At 66.9% G+C, this 15,951-nt stretch carries 13 protein-coding genes; 8 read left to right on the forward strand and 5 right to left on the reverse strand.

Features of this window, described 5'->3' with window-relative positions; genetic code table 11:
- Nucleotides 1–31: 31 nt before the first annotated feature.
- From ACWDTF_RS05510 to ACWDTF_RS05520, 3 genes are read left to right on the forward strand one after another with little or no spacing between them, the layout of a single operon-like run.
- A complete protein-coding gene (locus ACWDTF_RS05510) occupies nt 32–1,375 on the forward strand; it encodes an FMN-binding glutamate synthase family protein (RefSeq protein ID WP_449754069.1) in 1,344 nt (447 codons plus the stop codon).
- Nucleotides 1,372–2,568, forward strand: a complete 1,197-nt coding sequence (locus ACWDTF_RS05515; RefSeq protein ID WP_449754070.1) for an NAD(P)/FAD-dependent oxidoreductase — start codon at nt 1,372–1,374, stop codon at nt 2,566–2,568. The genes ACWDTF_RS05510 and ACWDTF_RS05515 overlap by 4 nt, the downstream gene beginning before the upstream one ends.
- A 24-nt stretch (nt 2,569–2,592) precedes the next feature.
- Complete coding sequence (locus ACWDTF_RS05520) at nt 2,593–3,282, forward strand: helix-turn-helix domain-containing protein (protein ID WP_449754071.1); 690 nt, start codon at nt 2,593–2,595, stop codon at nt 3,280–3,282.
- Between the two features lie 352 nt (nt 3,283–3,634).
- Here the strand turns inward: ACWDTF_RS05520 and ACWDTF_RS05525 are convergent, their stop codons facing one another.
- Together ACWDTF_RS05525 and ACWDTF_RS05530 are read right to left on the reverse strand one after the other, a co-directional pair.
- Nucleotides 3,635–4,915 carry an MFS transporter gene (locus ACWDTF_RS05525; protein WP_449754072.1) on the reverse strand — a complete coding sequence of 427 codons (1,281 nt, stop codon included), beginning with the start codon at nt 4,913–4,915 and terminating at the stop codon, nt 3,635–3,637.
- 18 nt (nt 4,916–4,933) lie between these two features.
- On the reverse strand, nt 4,934–5,401 hold the full coding sequence (locus ACWDTF_RS05530) for a MarR family winged helix-turn-helix transcriptional regulator (RefSeq protein ID WP_240855386.1): 468 nt from the start codon (nt 5,399–5,401) through the stop codon (nt 4,934–4,936).
- A gap of 175 nt (nt 5,402–5,576) precedes the next feature.
- Here ACWDTF_RS05530 and ACWDTF_RS05535 point away from each other — a divergent pair, with 175 nt between their 5' ends.
- Nucleotides 5,577–5,801: a PLD nuclease N-terminal domain-containing protein gene (locus tag ACWDTF_RS05535; protein WP_449754073.1), complete on the forward strand. Its 225-nt coding sequence runs from the start codon at nt 5,577–5,579 to the stop codon at nt 5,799–5,801.
- Nucleotides 5,802–5,810: 9 nt separating this feature from the next.
- Here ACWDTF_RS05535 and ACWDTF_RS05540 read toward each other — a convergent pair whose 3' ends face one another.
- From ACWDTF_RS05540 to ACWDTF_RS05550, 3 genes are all read right to left on the reverse strand, one after another.
- A complete protein-coding gene (locus tag ACWDTF_RS05540; RefSeq protein WP_433257083.1) occupies nt 5,811–7,883 on the reverse strand; it encodes a PhoX family protein in 2,073 nt (690 codons plus the stop codon).
- A gap of 139 nt (nt 7,884–8,022) precedes the next feature.
- Nucleotides 8,023–10,050: a TPM domain-containing protein gene (locus tag ACWDTF_RS05545; RefSeq protein WP_240855380.1), complete on the reverse strand. Its 2,028-nt coding sequence runs from the start codon at nt 10,048–10,050 to the stop codon at nt 8,023–8,025.
- 42 nt (nt 10,051–10,092) lie between these two features.
- Nucleotides 10,093–10,893, reverse strand: a complete 801-nt coding sequence (locus ACWDTF_RS05550) for an LLM class F420-dependent oxidoreductase (RefSeq protein WP_449754074.1) — start codon at nt 10,891–10,893, stop codon at nt 10,093–10,095.
- Between the two features lie 92 nt (nt 10,894–10,985).
- Here ACWDTF_RS05550 and ACWDTF_RS05555 point away from each other — a divergent pair, with 92 nt between their 5' ends.
- The 4 genes from ACWDTF_RS05555 to ACWDTF_RS05570 all read left to right on the forward strand — a co-directional run bounded on the left by ACWDTF_RS05555 (nt 10,986) and on the right by ACWDTF_RS05570 (nt 15,910).
- Nucleotides 10,986–12,134, forward strand: coding sequence for a MalY/PatB family protein (locus ACWDTF_RS05555; protein WP_449754075.1), 1,149 nt, complete (start codon nt 10,986–10,988; stop codon nt 12,132–12,134).
- Nucleotides 12,135–12,323: 189 nt separating this feature from the next.
- Nucleotides 12,324–12,929, forward strand: a complete 606-nt coding sequence (locus ACWDTF_RS05560) for a class I SAM-dependent methyltransferase (RefSeq protein WP_240855375.1) — start codon at nt 12,324–12,326, stop codon at nt 12,927–12,929.
- Nucleotides 12,930–12,963: 34 nt separating this feature from the next.
- On the forward strand, nt 12,964–14,172 hold the full coding sequence (gene dinB / locus ACWDTF_RS05565) for a DNA polymerase IV (protein ID WP_449754076.1): 1,209 nt from the start codon (nt 12,964–12,966) through the stop codon (nt 14,170–14,172).
- A 274-nt stretch (nt 14,173–14,446) separates the two neighbouring features.
- The gene (locus ACWDTF_RS05570; protein ID WP_449754077.1) at nt 14,447–15,910 is read left to right on the forward strand and encodes a CitMHS family transporter; all 1,464 of its coding nucleotides are present in this window, start codon (nt 14,447–14,449) and stop codon (nt 15,908–15,910) included.
- Nucleotides 15,911–15,951: the final 41 nt, after the last annotated feature.

The following is a 15,951-nucleotide window of genomic DNA, read 5'->3' on the forward strand; positions in this document are numbered from 1 at the left end:
GGCCGCTACACCTTTCCACAGAAAGAACATCATGACCGACAACCTGAGCATCGAGCAGCGCGGGCTCCGTGAGTCCGCCACCTTCGACCGCACCACCATCGCAGCCATCCAGCGCGCCGCCGACACCGGTGTCTACGACATCCGGGGCTGGGGCGCCAAGCGAAAGCTGCCGCACTTCGACGACCTGCTGTTCCTGGGAGCGTCGATGTCGCGGTACCCGCTCGAGGGCTACCGCGAGCGTTGCGACACCGACCTACTGCTCGGCACCCGAAATGCCAAGTACCCGTTGCACCTCGACACCCCGGTCACCATCGCCGGCATGAGCTTCGGCGCCCTGTCCGCCGGTGCGAAGGAGGCTCTCGGCCGCGGCGCATCGGAGGTCGGGACGTCGACCACCACCGGCGACGGTGGCATGACGCCGGAAGAGCGGGGACAGTCCAAGAACCTCGTCTACCAGTACCTGCCCTCGCGGTACGGGATGAACCCGGACGACCTGCGCAAGGCCGACGCCATCGAGGTGGTGCTCGGGCAGGGTGCCAAGCCCGGCGGCGGCGGAATGTTGCTGGGACAGAAGATCTCCGAGCGAGTGGCTGCGATGCGGACGCTGCCCGAGGGCATCGATCAGCGCAGCGCCTGCCGTCACCCGGACTGGACCGGACCCGACGACCTCGCCATCAAGATCAACGAACTGCGGGAGATCACCGATTGGGAAAAGCCGATCTATGTCAAGGTCGGTGCCACCCGCACCTATTACGACGTGAAGCTGGCCGTGCATTCCGGCGCCGACGTCGTGGTGGTCGACGGCATGCAGGGCGGCACCGCCGCCACCCAGGAAGTGTTCATCGAGCACGTCGGCATCCCGACGCTCGCTGCCATCCCGCAAGCCGTGCAGGCGCTGCAGGAACTCGGTGTGCATCGGGCAGGCAAGGACGGCGTGCAGCTCATCGTGTCCGGTGGCATCCGTAACGGCGCCGACGTCGCCAAGGCGATGGCGCTGGGCGCCGACGCCGTGGCCATCGGTACTGCGGCGCTGATCGCGTTGGGTGACAACGACCCTCGCTACGCCAAGGAATACGAAGCCCTCGGTTCGGCGGCCGGATACTACGACGACTTCCAGGACGGACGCGACCCGGCGGGGATCAGCACCCAGGACCCGGAACTCTCCGCGCGATTCGACCCGGTGATCGGCGGCAAACGCCTCGCCAACTTCCTGCGGGTCACGACCATGGAGGCGCAGACCATCGCCCGCGCGTGCGGGAAGGCACACCTCCAGCACCTGGAACCCGAAGACCTGGTGGCGATCTCGATCGAGGCCGCTGCCATGGCACGGGTCCCGTTGGCCGGCACCTCGTGGATTCCGGGGGACCGATTGTGAGCGAAGGTAATTCGACCGCATCCGTCGTCATCGTCGGCGGTGGACTCGAAGGTGTGGCGACCGCATGGGCGCTGAGCCAGCGTGGCATCACCGATGTCGTTGTCTGCGAACGCGACACCGTTGGCGGCGGGATGACCGGCAAGTCGTCGGGCATCGTCCGCTGCCACTACGGGGTCAGCTCGCTGGCGGCGATGGCCGCCATCGGGCTGGAGGTCTTCGAGAAGGCCGAAGAGATCTTCGGCACCGACATCGGATTCCGTCAGACCGGGTACGTCGTGGGCGTCGGCGAACCCAACGTCGACAATCTGCGCAAGAGTCTCGCCGCGCAGCGTGCGGTCGGGGTGCAGACCGAGGAGATGGACAAGGCGGAGGTCGCCAAGCTGTGGCCCGCCGCCGACCTGGAGCCGTTCGCGGCCTTCGGATGGGAAGAGCGCGGCGGCTACGGCGACGCGTACCAGACCGCCCAGGCCTTCGCGGCGTCGGCACGGGCTGCCGGCGTGCGAATTCGTCAGGGCACCAAGGTGACCGAACTGATCGTCGACGGCGACCGGGCCACCGGTGTGCGGCTGGCCGACGGCTCCACCATCTCGGCGGACACCGTGGTGGTCGCGACCGGCGTGTGGTCGAAGCCCTTCCTCGCGCCCCACGGCGTCGACGTACCGATCTCGGTGCATCGCGAGCAGATCGTGATGATCCACCCGGGTGTGGAACTCGGCGCGGTGCCGGTGTTCTCGGATCTGGTGTCGCTCCAGTACGTCCGGCCGGACGTGCGTGGTGAGATCCTGTTCGGCAACAGCGATCTCGCCGAGCTCGAGATCGCCGATCCGGACAGCTACCTCAATCGCGCAGACGAGGCATTCCTCGATCTCACCGTCGACAAGGTGGGTACCCGCTTCCCGGACTTCACCGAAGCAGCGATCACCAGCAGCTACGCCGGGTGCTATGACGTGACCCCGGACTGGAATCCGATCATCTCGCGTGGACCGCTCGACGGGCTGGTGCTCGCCGTCGGGTTCAGCGGGCACGGCTTCAAGATCTCGCCGGCGGTGGGCCGGCTCGTCGCCGATCTCGTCGTCGACGGCCGTAGCGCCGATCCGCGTATCCCTGAGTCTGACTTCCGCTACACCCGGTTCGCCGAAGGGGAACTGCTCACGACGCGCTTCCCATATGTGGGTGCCGGTGAGATGCGCTGACCTGCACGTGACGGGAGTCTTACCGTGTGTCTCCTGACAGTGGACGCCGGGCGTCACTATCCTGGCGTGGTGGACGAGCCCCTGATCCGGAATCAATCCGGAACCGCGCGAGAACGCCCCGTCGACCAGCCCGTCGAGGAACTGGAACTCGAGGCCGCGATTGCGCGCAACGTGCGCAGGCTCCGTCAGCAGGAGGGGTTGTCGGTCGGCGACATGGCGGCCAAGGTCGGCATCTCCAAGGCGATGCTGTCGAAGATCGAGAATGCTCAGACGTCGTGCAGTCTGAGTACTCTCGCTCGTCTATCCCACGGGTTCGACGTCTCGGTCACGTCGTTGTTCCGTGGCGCCGACCTGGAACGTTCGGCGGTGTTCGTCAAGGCGAACGAAGGCTCCCAGATCATTCGCGAGGGCTCCCGTGAGGGCCACGAGTACGAGCTGCTCGGGTCGCTGCGCGGTGAGCACAAGCGCCTGGAATGCCTGCTGGTGACGCTGACCGAGAAGTCGGTGACCCAGCCGCTGTTCCAGCATCCGGGCACCGAGTTCATCTACATGCTCGAGGGGTCGATGGACTACGCCCACAGCCGCTCGGTGTACCGAATGCGGCCGGGCGACGCACTCCAGCTCGACGGGGAAGGCGCGCACGGTCCCGTCGAGCTGGTCGAACTGCCGTGCCGTTTCCTCTCGGTGATCGCCTTCCCCGACTCCGCCGTCTGACCTCTCGGCGCCTACCCTGGCTCGTCGGGATCTCCGTCTGCTGTTCGAGTAGGAGAGCCCTTGTCGAGGGGCGTCCTGGTGATTGAGTAGGCGAGCCCCCGAGGGCGAGCCGTATCGAAATCCGGTGAGACAAACGTGTCCGCGACCCAGTGGTCTCCGACATCGTCGGCTGCTCGGCCTCGACACCTGGCGTGCTCGGTCACTCCAGCCGTCGCACCGCAAGAAACTAGGGGAAGAAACTCGTCCCCTACTCCTGGAGTCTTCCCCGCGAAACTTCTCACGGACGACTCAACAAGCCGGGGACGAAAGTAGGGGAAGAACCTTCCCCTACTTTCAGTGGCCCGGCGGCTCACTAGTACTCCTCGGCACCGATGAGCGCGGCGTCCTCGTCGACCTCGCGGCTCACCGCCTTGCTTCCGCTGACGAACGACACGGCACAGACGGCGACCACGCAGTAGGCCGCGGCGAACCACCACGGTGCGGCATGCGATCCGAACCACTCGGCGAGGTGCGCGACCAGGACGGCGGCCACGGCGGCACCCATCCAGCGCAGGAAGCTGTAACCGGCGCTCGACACCGAGCGTGGGGTTTCCGGGCCGTTCGCCGACATCGCGACGCCGGTGAACAGCGTGTTGAGCACGCCCGACGGGATGCCGGAGATGATGACCGCGAGCCCGATGAGCCAGACCTGATCGTCGAGGGTGCCGATGCCGGCGAGCGCCATGACCACCGCGTAGGTCGCGATGGCGGTGATGACGCCACCTTTCTGCCCGATCCGCTGCGCGAGCCACGGTGCGACGAAGACACCCGCGAGGGCGGTCAGCAGACCCCAGCCGAAGAACACCAGGCCGGCGTAGATCGGCCGCAGTCCCATGGCGATGGGTGCCCAGGCGATGACGGTGAACAGAGCGCCGGTGTAGAACGCCGAGCCGATCGAGGTGATGAGCAGGGTGCGGTTGCGCAGCGCCTTCAGCGGGTCGACGATCCGGACCGGGACTCGCTCGGTGCGCGGTCCGTCGGTGGGCAGCATGACCGCACACAGGATGGCGCCGATCAGCATCAGGATTGCGGTCCCGGCGAACGGTGCGCGCCACGTCCATTCACCCAGAACGGCTCCCAGCAGCGGGCCGATTGCCAGACCGACGCCAAGCGCGGCTTCATACAGCATGATCGCGCCGTGCTGGCTGCCCTTGGCAGCGGTCACGATGAACGCGAGTGCGGTCGCGATGAACAGGGCATTGCCGAGCCCCCAGAGGACGCGGTAGGCGATGAGTTGGTCGATGCCGCTGGCGAAGGCCGAGATCCCGGCCGCCACGACGATGAAGGCAAGGCCGACGGTGAGGGTCCGCTTGGGGCCGAAACGGTAAGCGGCCCAACCGGTCAGCAGCATGGCGACACACTGCACGCCGACGTACACGCCGAACAGCAGGGTCAGCTTCTCCGGTGGTGCGTTGAGCGCCTCGGCGATGCTGTTGAGGATGGGGTCCACGAGACCGATGCCCATGAACGCGATGACCGCGGCAAAGGCCGTCACCCAGACCGTGCGGGGCTGTCCACGGAACGCCTCGATGAGCGAATGTTCTTGATGGTCAGCTACTTCCGAAGATGCTGGCCGATTCTCGGTGACTGTCATAAGTGATTCCTCGCGTGATCAATCGGTGGGTGCGTCGGCGCGGGCCGGCTGGATTTCGAGTTGCTCGCGCAGACGCTCCAACGCTGGTGCGGCGGCGTCGAGTGCTGCGCGATCGGCGTCGCTCAGTTGTGCCACTGCTTCGGTCAGAATGCTGTCGCGTTGTCCGCGAACCCGGTCGAGAACGTCGACGCCGTGGTCGGTCAGCCCGACCAGGACGGCCCGCCGATCCTCGGGATCCGCATGACGTTCGACGAGGCCGTTCCGAGCCAGACCGTCGATGAGGGCGGTGGCCGTCGGCATGCGGATGGACTCGCGGTCGGCGAGTTCGCCCATCCGCATCGGACCGTGGTCGAGCAGTACGGACAGTGCCGACGCCTGCGCCGCCGTGTACTCACGGATCGGCGTGTGGCGTCGAAGTGCCAGGTAGAGCCGCGTCAGCGTCGGCCGCAGGGCGGCCGCCAGGGCGGAGGGTTCGACATCAGACACATTCGTAAGCCTAATACTTAGGGATACGAAGTAAAAGCCGAACGGGTGTGAGATACCAGACACACCTCGTTGAGCGTGCGTCTCGAATCGTTGACCGTGCGTCGCAAACCGTTCGCTGGGCGCCTCGAATCGTTGACCGTGCATCGGCCGATCGTGAGAGGCCTATCCTGGAGGCATGGCACGTCCCAAGAAGCGATTCAGCGATCTCTCCCCGCGGTCCCAGGCACTGATTCGAATCGGCACGGTCGTACAGATCGGGTTGCAGGTTGCTGCGCTCGTCGATATCGCGCGCCGCCCGGCTTCGGAGATCAACGGCGGCAAACGCAAGTGGGTGGCACTGAGCTTCGTGAACTTCTTCGGCCCGATCGCCTACTTCGTCACGGGACGCAAGACCGACTGAGACACGGGGCTACACCCCGATCGGGCCCGCGTCCCGCCATACCGCGACGACGGCCGGACGCGGTTGGGCGTTGCCGCCGTCGGGCCAGTTCGACGCCGGGTTGTCGGCCGAGTGGTCGTCCTCCTCGCCGGGGTGCTGCACGCACACGATGACGCGGTCGGTGCCGATGATCGGTCCGCAGGTCTCCGCGCCCTTCGGCACGGTCAGGAATTGCTTTGTCTGCCCGCGGTGTTCGCCGTCGAGTGCGACGGCGAACAGACCGTCGTTGCTGTCGAGCGCGTTGCCGTCGGTGGAGATCCAGAGGTTGCCGTGCGGGTCGAAGGCCACGTTGTCCGGGCACGAGATAGGGCTGACCTTGGTCTTGTCGAAGCCGGCGAAGTAGGTGTCGGCCTCGGCCGGATCGCCGCACACCAGAAGTAGGTCCCAGGTGAAGTCGGTGCCTGTGTGGTTGTCGGTGATCTCGATGATCTGACCGTTCTTGTTCTCGTTGCGCGGGTTTGCGGTGTCGGCGGCGGCCTCGCCGTCGGTGCCGCGCTTGGAGTTGTTGGTGAGCGCGCAGTACACCTTTCCGGTGATCGGATGCGGCTCGATGTCTTCGGGCCGATCCATCTTGGTGGCACCGGCGCGGTCGGCGGCGACCCGGGTGAACACCGCGACCTCCTCCGGCGACATCCCCTCGATGTGTGATTGGGCGCTGCCGTCGGGCCGAACGGTGAGTAGCGGCTTCCAACTGCCCGAACCGGCGAATGTGCCTGAGGGCGGGAGCTTTCCGCTGCCGTCGATGGCACCGGGGTCGTTGCCGGTGAACGTGGCGACGTACAGGGTGCCCTCGTCGAGGATTCCCGCATTGTGTGCCCGCGCGGCCTTCGACAGTCCGGTCTTCATCCGCCGCGTCGACACGAACTTGTAGATGTACTCGAACCGTTCGTCGTCGCCGCTGTAGGCGACCACGGTCCCGGCTTCCGGGCCCCTCGACACGACGTGGATGGTCGCGGACTCATGTTTGAGCCTGCCGAGGGCACTGTGCTTGATCGGCGTCGACGCCGGGTCGTGCGGATCGACCTCGACGACGTATCCGAATCGGTTGGCCTCGTTGGGTTCCTGGGACAGATCGAATCGCTTCTCGTATCGGCCCCACTGGTGCTCGTCGGCGTCGTCGTCGAAGCTGTAGCGATCGAGGTTGTCGCTCGCCGTCTTGTCGGTGACCTTGCTCGCGTTGGAGAAGTAGTTGTTGAAGTTCTCCTCGCCGGAGAGCATGGTGCCCCACGGGGTGAGCCCGCCGGAGCAGTTGGCGATGGTGCCGAGGATGGTGGTACCCGCGGGGTCGGCTGAAGTGCGCACGAACTCGCTGCCCGCGGCCGGGCCGGTGAGCTGGAACGGCGTCGACGCCGTGATCCGGCGGTTACGTTCTCCGACAACCGGATCGAGAGATCCCACGCCGGGCGTAGCGCTCACCTCCAGCACCGTGATGCCATGCGCTGCCATCGCGATGCGTGCCTGATCCTCGGTGGGCTGCTTGGGGACGTAGCCGGTGAACATGAACTCTTCGGAGGTGTACTCCTGGTTGCATACCAGGTAGAAGTGGTTGCTCACACCGTCGACCGGGATGAGGCCGGCGAAGTCGTTGTTGTACCCGAACTGCATTGCCTGCGCTTGCGGGGTCTGCGCACCGAAGTCGAATGCAGGCGCACCGGGCAGCACCGGATCGCCCCAGCGGATCACCACCTGCTGCCGGTATCCGTCGGGAATCACCAGTGTGTCTTCGGTATTGGGCGGCACCGCGGTGAAGTTCATGCCGGACGGCGATGCGCCGGAGTTTGGGGCGGCGGACTCCGAAGAGTCGCCACATGCGGCGAGCACCGACGAAGCGCCCACTGCAACGGCCGCACCCGCGGTCGAACGGAGCACCGTCCGTCGAGACACACCGGTACGCGCGATGTCGCGAAAGTAGTTGTTGTCGCTGCTATTTCCGGGCTCATGCCAGCAGGCGCTGCCGCACTTGTACCGGCACGTCACGCGAGCACGGGCCGACCGGCCGACCTCGGCACCACCATTGGTGAACAGTTGCAACGGAATACGCACGCGGAATCCTCCCCGATTTGCGTGGGACAGTCTCCGGGGCTGTTGGAGAACCGGATTCGACGTTAGGTGCGCGAAGGAACGTCCCGGACACCCTGCGGTGAACGGAAGGCGAACAAAACGGACAAGCGGTGGCCGACGGTCAGAATCGACCGCCCACTCCGATCCGACCCGAACTGCTCGAGCCACCGAAGGACCCCGGGCTCCGACCACCGGCTCCGAATCCGCCCCCGAAACCCCCGCCGAATCCGCCCCCGTAGCCGCGTCCGCGGCCGCCCATGCTGCCGCGCAGGAAGCTGTCGACGAGGATGCCGCCGAGTACCGCGCCCGCCGTCGATGCGCCATCGGAGCGGGGCGTCTGCGTGTTCTGCCAGCTCACCACGTCGCCCTGCGCGGCCATCAAAGCCTGGTCGGCGAGGGCACCCGACCGCCGGGCCGCGTCGGCCGCCGCGAGCGGATCGGTGCTCGCCGACTCCTGTGCGGTGGCCAGCAGACGCTCTGCCTCGGCGAGGCGAGTGCGCGCGGTGGACTGCACAGCTCCGCGTCGGGTCCCGATGAAGTCGGCGGCCGTCGACACCTTGGCTTGTGCGGATTCGATTGCGGCGCTGACCACTTGGGTGCGTCGAATCCGCTCGGCCGAGGCGTCGCGGGCGGCGGCAAGCGCGTCGTCGAGGTCGGCGTCGGCGTCGACGAGCGCGGTGAACACCCCCAACGGGTCGGTGTCGAAGTTGTCCCGCGCCGCCTGCAGCGCAAGCTGTGCCGCGGCCACCGCCGTCGCGAGCGCCGGTCCACCGTCGGACGTCAGGGCAGCCGCCTCGGCGAGTTCACCCTCCACCTCCGCGATGAGCGCGGGCATCCGCGAATGGGCTGCGGCGATGTTGGCGTCGGCGTGATCGATCGCGTCGAGCAGTTGGCCGGCCTGTTCGATGGCCCCTTCGGCGGACCGGATGTCGGCGACCGCCGGCCCCTGCTCACCCGCCGGCTGGGCGATGGCCGCCCGGCCCTGGTCGGCACTGGCCTCGGCGAAGGTGATCTGCTCGGCCGCCAGGTCGACGTTGTGCCGGATCGAGGCGAGGGTGTTCTCCCCATGCTTGGCGATGAGGCCGTCGAGCCGCTGACGCGATCCGTCGAGGCGCGCTTGCAGTGCGACGATCCGCTGCGTGATCTGGTCGAAGCGCGCGTCGGCGTTGATCAGGAGATTGCGCATGGCGTCGAACTCGGCGACCTGCGCGTCGAGTGCGTTGTCGACGTCGGTGCATGTGGTGATGATCTGGACCAGCATCGACCGTCGCTCGTCGGCGGTCTCGGGCACGTTGTCGTCGAGCCGCTGACGCAGAGAGAACGAATCGGCGAGGCCTTTGCGGGCTCGGTCGAGCGCGCTGGTGAACGGGGCGCACTGCGCCTCGCCGAACTCGCCGACCGCGAGCTGCAGCTCCTCGGCGCTGGTGCGGATCGCGTTGTCGGTGTCGGTGAGCACCTCCCGTGACCACGGGTCGAGCACGTCGAGTGGCTGGGCGGCGAGTTGGTCGGCGGTCAGCTCGTTGTCGCGCAGATGCGACAGGTCGTCAGAGATTCGACGACGATCACGCCGTCGACGGTAGGCGAGCGCACCCCCGCCACCCACCACCGCGGCTCCGCCCAGCGCACCCGCGATGATCCAGCCCGTGTACGACGGTTCCAACGCGGTGTCGATGCCATTGGCCGCGCCGAGACCGGCGCCCGCCCAGTCGCCGCGCTTCAGGGCGGGCACCACGTCGTCGGACGCGATGGTGTCAAGATCCGACTGGTCGAGGTTCACCGCGTTGGGATCGATGGGGAACAGGTCGTAGGACTGGTATTCGGTTGCCACCGACAACAGCACGTCGTGGTCGCCGAGCCCGCTCGATGTCGCGGTGCGGTTGCCCCACTGCTCGGGGTTGAGCCCGTTGAAGTCGCGAACGTAGACCACCCACAGCTGGACGCCCCGATCGGCATAGAGCCGGTTGATCCGCTCGTCGAGTTGTGCGCGCTGCGCCGAGGTCAGCACCCCCGCGGAGTCGACCACGTGCGTCGACATGTTCACCGGCGCCTCGGCATTCGACCGCCCGCTCCCGAGGAAGAACGCGGCGAGCAGCGCGAGCGCGACCCCCACGCCGGCAATCAGGTGCGACGACGTCCGTACGACATGCATGATCACAAACCTAGTCGGCTCTGCCGGCCGGCCGAAGCAGGATCAGTTCGCGTCGCGCCAGCGGCACACGGCGTCGAGGGTGCTGAGGTCGTAGTCGGGACCGCCGACACCGACGGTGATCAGCGTGACTCCGGCGTCGCGCAGAGCGACCGCCTCGCGCAGGGCGGCGTCGATCGATCCGCCGCGCGCCTCGACCGCCGCCGAGTGTTCGATGGTGGCCGGGTCACGACCAACGGCCGCGCAATGCTCGTCGAGGATGGCGGACTTGCGCCGGTAGGCCTCCTCGTCGACGAAGTAGTGCCAGATGTCGGCGTGCTCGGCGACGTGGCGCAGCGTCTTCTTCTCGCCGCCACCGCCGATGAGGACGGGGATGTCGCGGGTGGGTTTCGGGTTCAGCTTGCCGAGTCGGTCGGCGATTCGTGGCAGCGCGCGCCCGAGGTCGTCGAGGCGGCTGCCCGCCGTCCCGAACTCGTACCCGTACTCGTCGTAGTCGCGCTCGAACCAACCCGAGCCGATGCCGAGGATCAGCCGCCCGTCGCTGATGTGGTCGACGGTGCGGGCCATGTCGGCCAGCAACTCCGGATTGCGGTAGGAGTTGCAGGTCACGAGCGCGCCGATCTCGACATTCGACGTCTGCTCCGCCCACGCCCCGAGCATCGTCCAGCATTCGAAGTGCGCGCCGTCGGGGTCGCCGTACAGCGGGAAGAAGTGGTCCCAGTTGAAGGCGACGTCGACGCCGGTGTCCTCGGCCCGACGCACCGCGTCGCGGATCAGCTTGTATTCGGGAGCTTGCTGGGGCTGGAGTTGGACGCCGATGCGGAGAGGAAAGTCGCGGGAGCTCATGTCGCCAGTCTGCCCGCAGATCCGCTCGGCGTCGATGTCCGATTCGTTGACCGGGGCTGTGCAGCGACTCTGGATCCGGTAGCAAGGACGCCGTGAGTGATTCACCGGTCATCCCCGAGCTCGACGCTCTCCGCAAGCGCACATCGGTCAAATGGACCGCATACCCCGACGACGTACTCCCGATGTTCATCGCGGAGATGGATTTCGAACTCGCGCCCGTCGTCGCCGACGCGATCATCGCCCAGGTGCGCGCCTCCGACCTCGGCTACGCCGGTGACTCCGGCAGCACGGGAACGACTTTCGCCGGCTTCGCCGAACGCCGGTGGGGATGGCAGGTCGATCCGGCCGACGTCTCACTGACCACCGACGTCAGCGTCGTCCTCGTCGAGGCGTTGCGAGTGGCGATCGATCCCGGCGACGGCGTGATCGTGATGCCGCCGATCTACCCGCCGTTCTTCGAGGTCGTGCCAGAGGCGGGCGGGCGCGTGGTCGAGGTGCCGCTGAGCTTCGACGGCGCGCGGTGGGCTGTGGATCTGCCCGGCATCGAGGCCGCGCTGCACGCCGGTGCCCGCGCGATCCTGCTGTGTCACCCGCACAATCCGCTCGGTCTCGTCCATTCCCCAGCGACGTTGTACCGCATTGCCGAGATCGCCGCGAAGCACGACGCGGTGGTCATCAGCGACGAGATCCACGCACCCCTGGTGCACCCGGGCATCGAGTTCGTGCCGTTCCTCGACGTCTCCGACACCGCCCGCCGTGTCGGGATCGCGGCGCACTCGGCAAGCAAGGCGTTCAACATCGCCGGAGTCAAATGCGCGATGTCGGTGGTCGCATCCGACGAGATGCGCGCCCTGATCGCCCGGCAACCCGAGGAAGTTCGTTATCGCACAAGCATTCTGGGCCGAGCTGCAACCGATGCCGCGTTCTCGTCCGGCGATCGCTGGCTCGACGACACCATCACCCGCATCGTCGACAACGTTGATCTGCTCGAGGAACTCCTGGCCGACCAGATGCCCGGCGTCGTGCTGCATCGACCGTCTGCGTCGTATCTGGCGTGGCTCGACTTCCGTGCCACCGGACTCGGCGACGACCCGGCCGAACCGATCCTCGAGCGCGGTCGCGTCGCGCTACATCGCGGGCCCGCATTCGGTGATGCCGGAAAGGGGTTCGCACGACTCAACATCGGGTGCTCGCCGGAGATGCTGCGCGCCGCGATCGCCCGGATGGCCAGCGTCCTCTGATCTGAAGTCGCGCCGGCGCACCCACAGGCGCTCGCGTTTCTCTCATCCGCTCGCAATGCATCACGCGCAGATGGGAGACACGCGAGCAGATCTCAGCAGTCGATGCGCACCTGCGGTTTCTGCGACCAGTTCTTGCCATCCTCGCAACCACTATCGATCTGCCAGAGATTCCGTGACACAGTCGAATTCATGAGCACACCGCAAACCGATGACCACAGCGCTGCCGAATGGGATGCGCGTTACCGCAACGCCGACCGTCTATGGACCGCCGACGTCAACCCGGCGCTCATCGCCGAGGCCGCTGATCTACCTGCCGGCACTGCACTCGACGTCGGATCCGGCGAGGGTGCCGACGCCCGCTGGCTCGCCGATCGCGGCTGGCAGGTCACCGCGCTCGACATCTCGCAGGTGGCCATCGACCGTGCCCTGGAGATCTATCCGCGTCCGGCGATCACCTGGATTCAGGCCGACCTCCGCACCGATGATGTTCCCGGCGTCGACTTCGGACTGGTTGCGCTGCACTACTTTCCGATCACCGCCGAGAATGCCCATGTGGCCCGCAAGCTGGTCGCCGCGGTGGGTGTCGGCGGCACGCTCCTGGTGGTCGCCCACGCACCCGACGGCGTCCGTGCCCACGGATACAACCCCGACGAGTATGTGCAGCCCGCCGACTTCCGGAAGCTGCTCGATGAAGGGTGGGAGGTGCTCGTCGACGAGACCCGCGAGCGTGGTCGAGCAGCCGGCGGCGGTCACCACACCCATGACGTGGTGCTCCGCGCGCGTCGCACGGCATAGACGTCTGTCGTAGGGCCGTGCGAACATATGTTCTATGCGAATCGAGCGTAAGTCCCGGGACGACGCCTCGATCCTGCATGCCGATCTCGACTCCTTCTACGCATCCGTGGAGCAGCGCGACGACCCGGCTCTCCGCGGTAAGCCTGTCATCGTGGGCGGGGGAGTGGTGCTCGCCGCGAGCTATGAGGCCAAGGCCTTCGGTGTCCGCACGCCAATGCCCGGCCACGAAGCGCGGGCGCTGTGCCCGAAGGCAATCGTCGTACGCCCCCGGTTCGACGCCTACATGGATGCCAGCAAGGCGGTCTTCGAGATCTTCCGCGACACGACGCCCGTGGTCGAGGGCATCTCGGTCGACGAGGCATTCCTCGACGTCGGTGGCCTGAAGCGGATCAGCGGCACCCCCGACCAGATCGGAGCCGAACTGCGCCGTCGCATCCGGGACGAGGTCGGGCTGCCGATCACCGTCGGAGGTGCGCGGTCGAAGTTTCTCGCCAAGGTGGCCAGTGCGGTGGGCAAACCCGACGGCCTGCTGATCGTCGAACCCGGTACCGAGCTGTCGTTTCTGCATCCGCTGCCGGTGCGTCGGCTGTGGGGTGTCGGGCCGGTGACGGAGGCCAAGCTGCGCGACGCGGGGGTCTCGACGGTCGGGGAGATCGCGGGCCTCGGCGAGCGTGCGCTGAGGTCGATCGTCGGGCCCGGCGCCGGGCGCCATCTGTTCGCACTGTCGTTGGCGCAGGATCCGCGTCGCGTGGAGACCGGGAAACGACGCAGCTCCATCGGGTCGCAACGCGCCCTCGGCCGTCGGCCCAAGTCGGAATCCGATCTCGAGGCGACCATCGTCGCCATCGTCGAGCGTCTCGGCAAACGGTTGCGTACGGCCGAAAGGGTGTGTCGCACTGTTGTTCTACGGCTCCGATTCGACGACTTCGCCCGCGCCACCCGGTCGCGCACCCTCATCGAGGCCACCGATCGCACCGACGTCATCATGGTCGCCGCGCGTGGCCTGCTCGCCGACGCGATGCCGCTCATCCGCGACCGCGGCTGCACCCTGGTGGGCCTTTCGCTGACCAACCTCGACGATCACGACAGCATCCAACTCACCCTGCCGTTCGAGCCGGATCATGGTGAGGCGCTCGACAATACGATGGATCAGCTTCGGGACAGGTTCGGTCGCGACTCGGTCACCCGGGCCGTCCTCATCGGCCGAAACCACGGTGACGATGCACCGATGCTGCCCGACTGATCCGAAGAGCTTGGTGACCAGTTCTCTGGGCTGCGGAAATCTGTACGTGGCAGGCCAGCCACGTGCACAGTGCGATTGGTTGGGCTGCGGCGTACAGAGATCCGACGGGGGGTGGCGGTGGTGCCCACGCTTCCCGCGTCGAATGGCGAGCGAAAAGCGCAAAACGCGTCTATCGCACGCAAGCGTGACTGTGACGTGGATTACCCGTTGACTTCGATGTCAACGGCCTCACACGGCCGTTCCCCACAACTCACAGCCAGAATCGAGCACGACAATGTTGGTAGCACTCGGTCTCCTGATGGTGGCCACCTTCATGGTCCTCATCATCACCAAACGGGCCACCCCGGTGGTTGCGCTGATCCTCGTTCCGGTCGCGTTCGGCCTCTTCGCCGGCGCCGGTCTCAGCATCAGCGACATGATCAAGGACGGAATCGGAGATCTCGCGCCCACCGCGGCGATGCTGTTCTTCGCGATCATCTACTTCGGCATCATGATCGACGTCGGGTTGTTCGACCCGATCGTCCGCGGCGTGGTCCGCATGGTGCGCAACGACCCAGCCCGGCTCGTCGTCGGCACCGCGGTCCTCGCGATGGTCGTCTCCCTCGACGGTGACGGCTCGACCACGTTCATCATCACCACGGCGGCCCTGCTTCCGCTGTACCTGAAGCTCGGCGTCAGCCCCGTGGTCCTCACCGTCACGGCCGGTCTGGCCAACGGCACGATGAACATCCTGCCGTGGGGCGGCCCGACCGCCCGCGCCGCCAGTGCCCTCAACATCGACACCAACGACGTCTTCATCCCGATGCTGCCCGCGCTGGGTGCCGCGCTCGTCGTCGTGCTGCTGTTCAGCTATCACCTCGGGGTGCTGGAGCGTCGTCGCATCGGCAAGATCGAGATCCGCGAATCCATCCTCGCCCCGCAGCGCGACGAGGTGCTCGTCGGAGCCGGCGGGTCCGGCACCACACCCCCGAACTCGGGTCGACGCAGCCGCCCGATCGGCGGAACCGGCGACGCCCCCGATGCCGACGATGCTCCCGCGACTCGCGACCTGCATATCGAGGAATACAATGACGACGGCGAGACCACCTTCACCGGTGTCCTCGATCCCAACCGAAAGACCCTGCGGCCCAAGCTGTTCTGGATCAACGCCGGACTCACCGTCGCCCTGCTGGCGATCCTCGGCATGGACGTCGTCGCCATCCCGGTCCTGTTCATGATCTTCGCCGGCATCGCCCTCGCAGTGAACTTCCCGCACGTGAAGGATCAGCAGGAGGCCATCACGCGGCACAGCTCGAGCATCGTGTCGGTGGTCGCGATGGTGTTGGCCGCGGCGGTCCTCACCGGTGTGTTCAACGGGACGGGCATGGTCGACGCGATCGCGCACTGGCTCGCCGACGGCATCCCCGCCTGGATGGGTCCGCACATGGCCATCGTCGTCGGAGTTCTGTCCATCCCGCTCACCTTCCTGATGAGCAACGACGCCTTCTACTACGGCGTGCTGCCGGTCCTCTCGGAGACCGCGACGAAGTACGGCATCGATCCCACCGAGATGGCCCGCGCCTCCATCACCGGGCAGCCCGTGCACATGCAGAGTCCGCTGGTCCCCGCCATCCTGCTGCTGGTCGCACTGGCCGGCGTCACGCTCGCCGACCACCACAAGAAGGTGCTCTGGCGGGCCACGGCGGTGTCGCTCGTGATGCTCGTCGTCGGAACGCTGATCGGAGCGATCCCGTTCTGAGCACCGCCTCGCTCCCTGAGGTGCGAGCGGAGCGAGCCTCG

The sequence above is a fragment of the Gordonia sp. NPDC003422 genome (assembly GCF_053588675.1).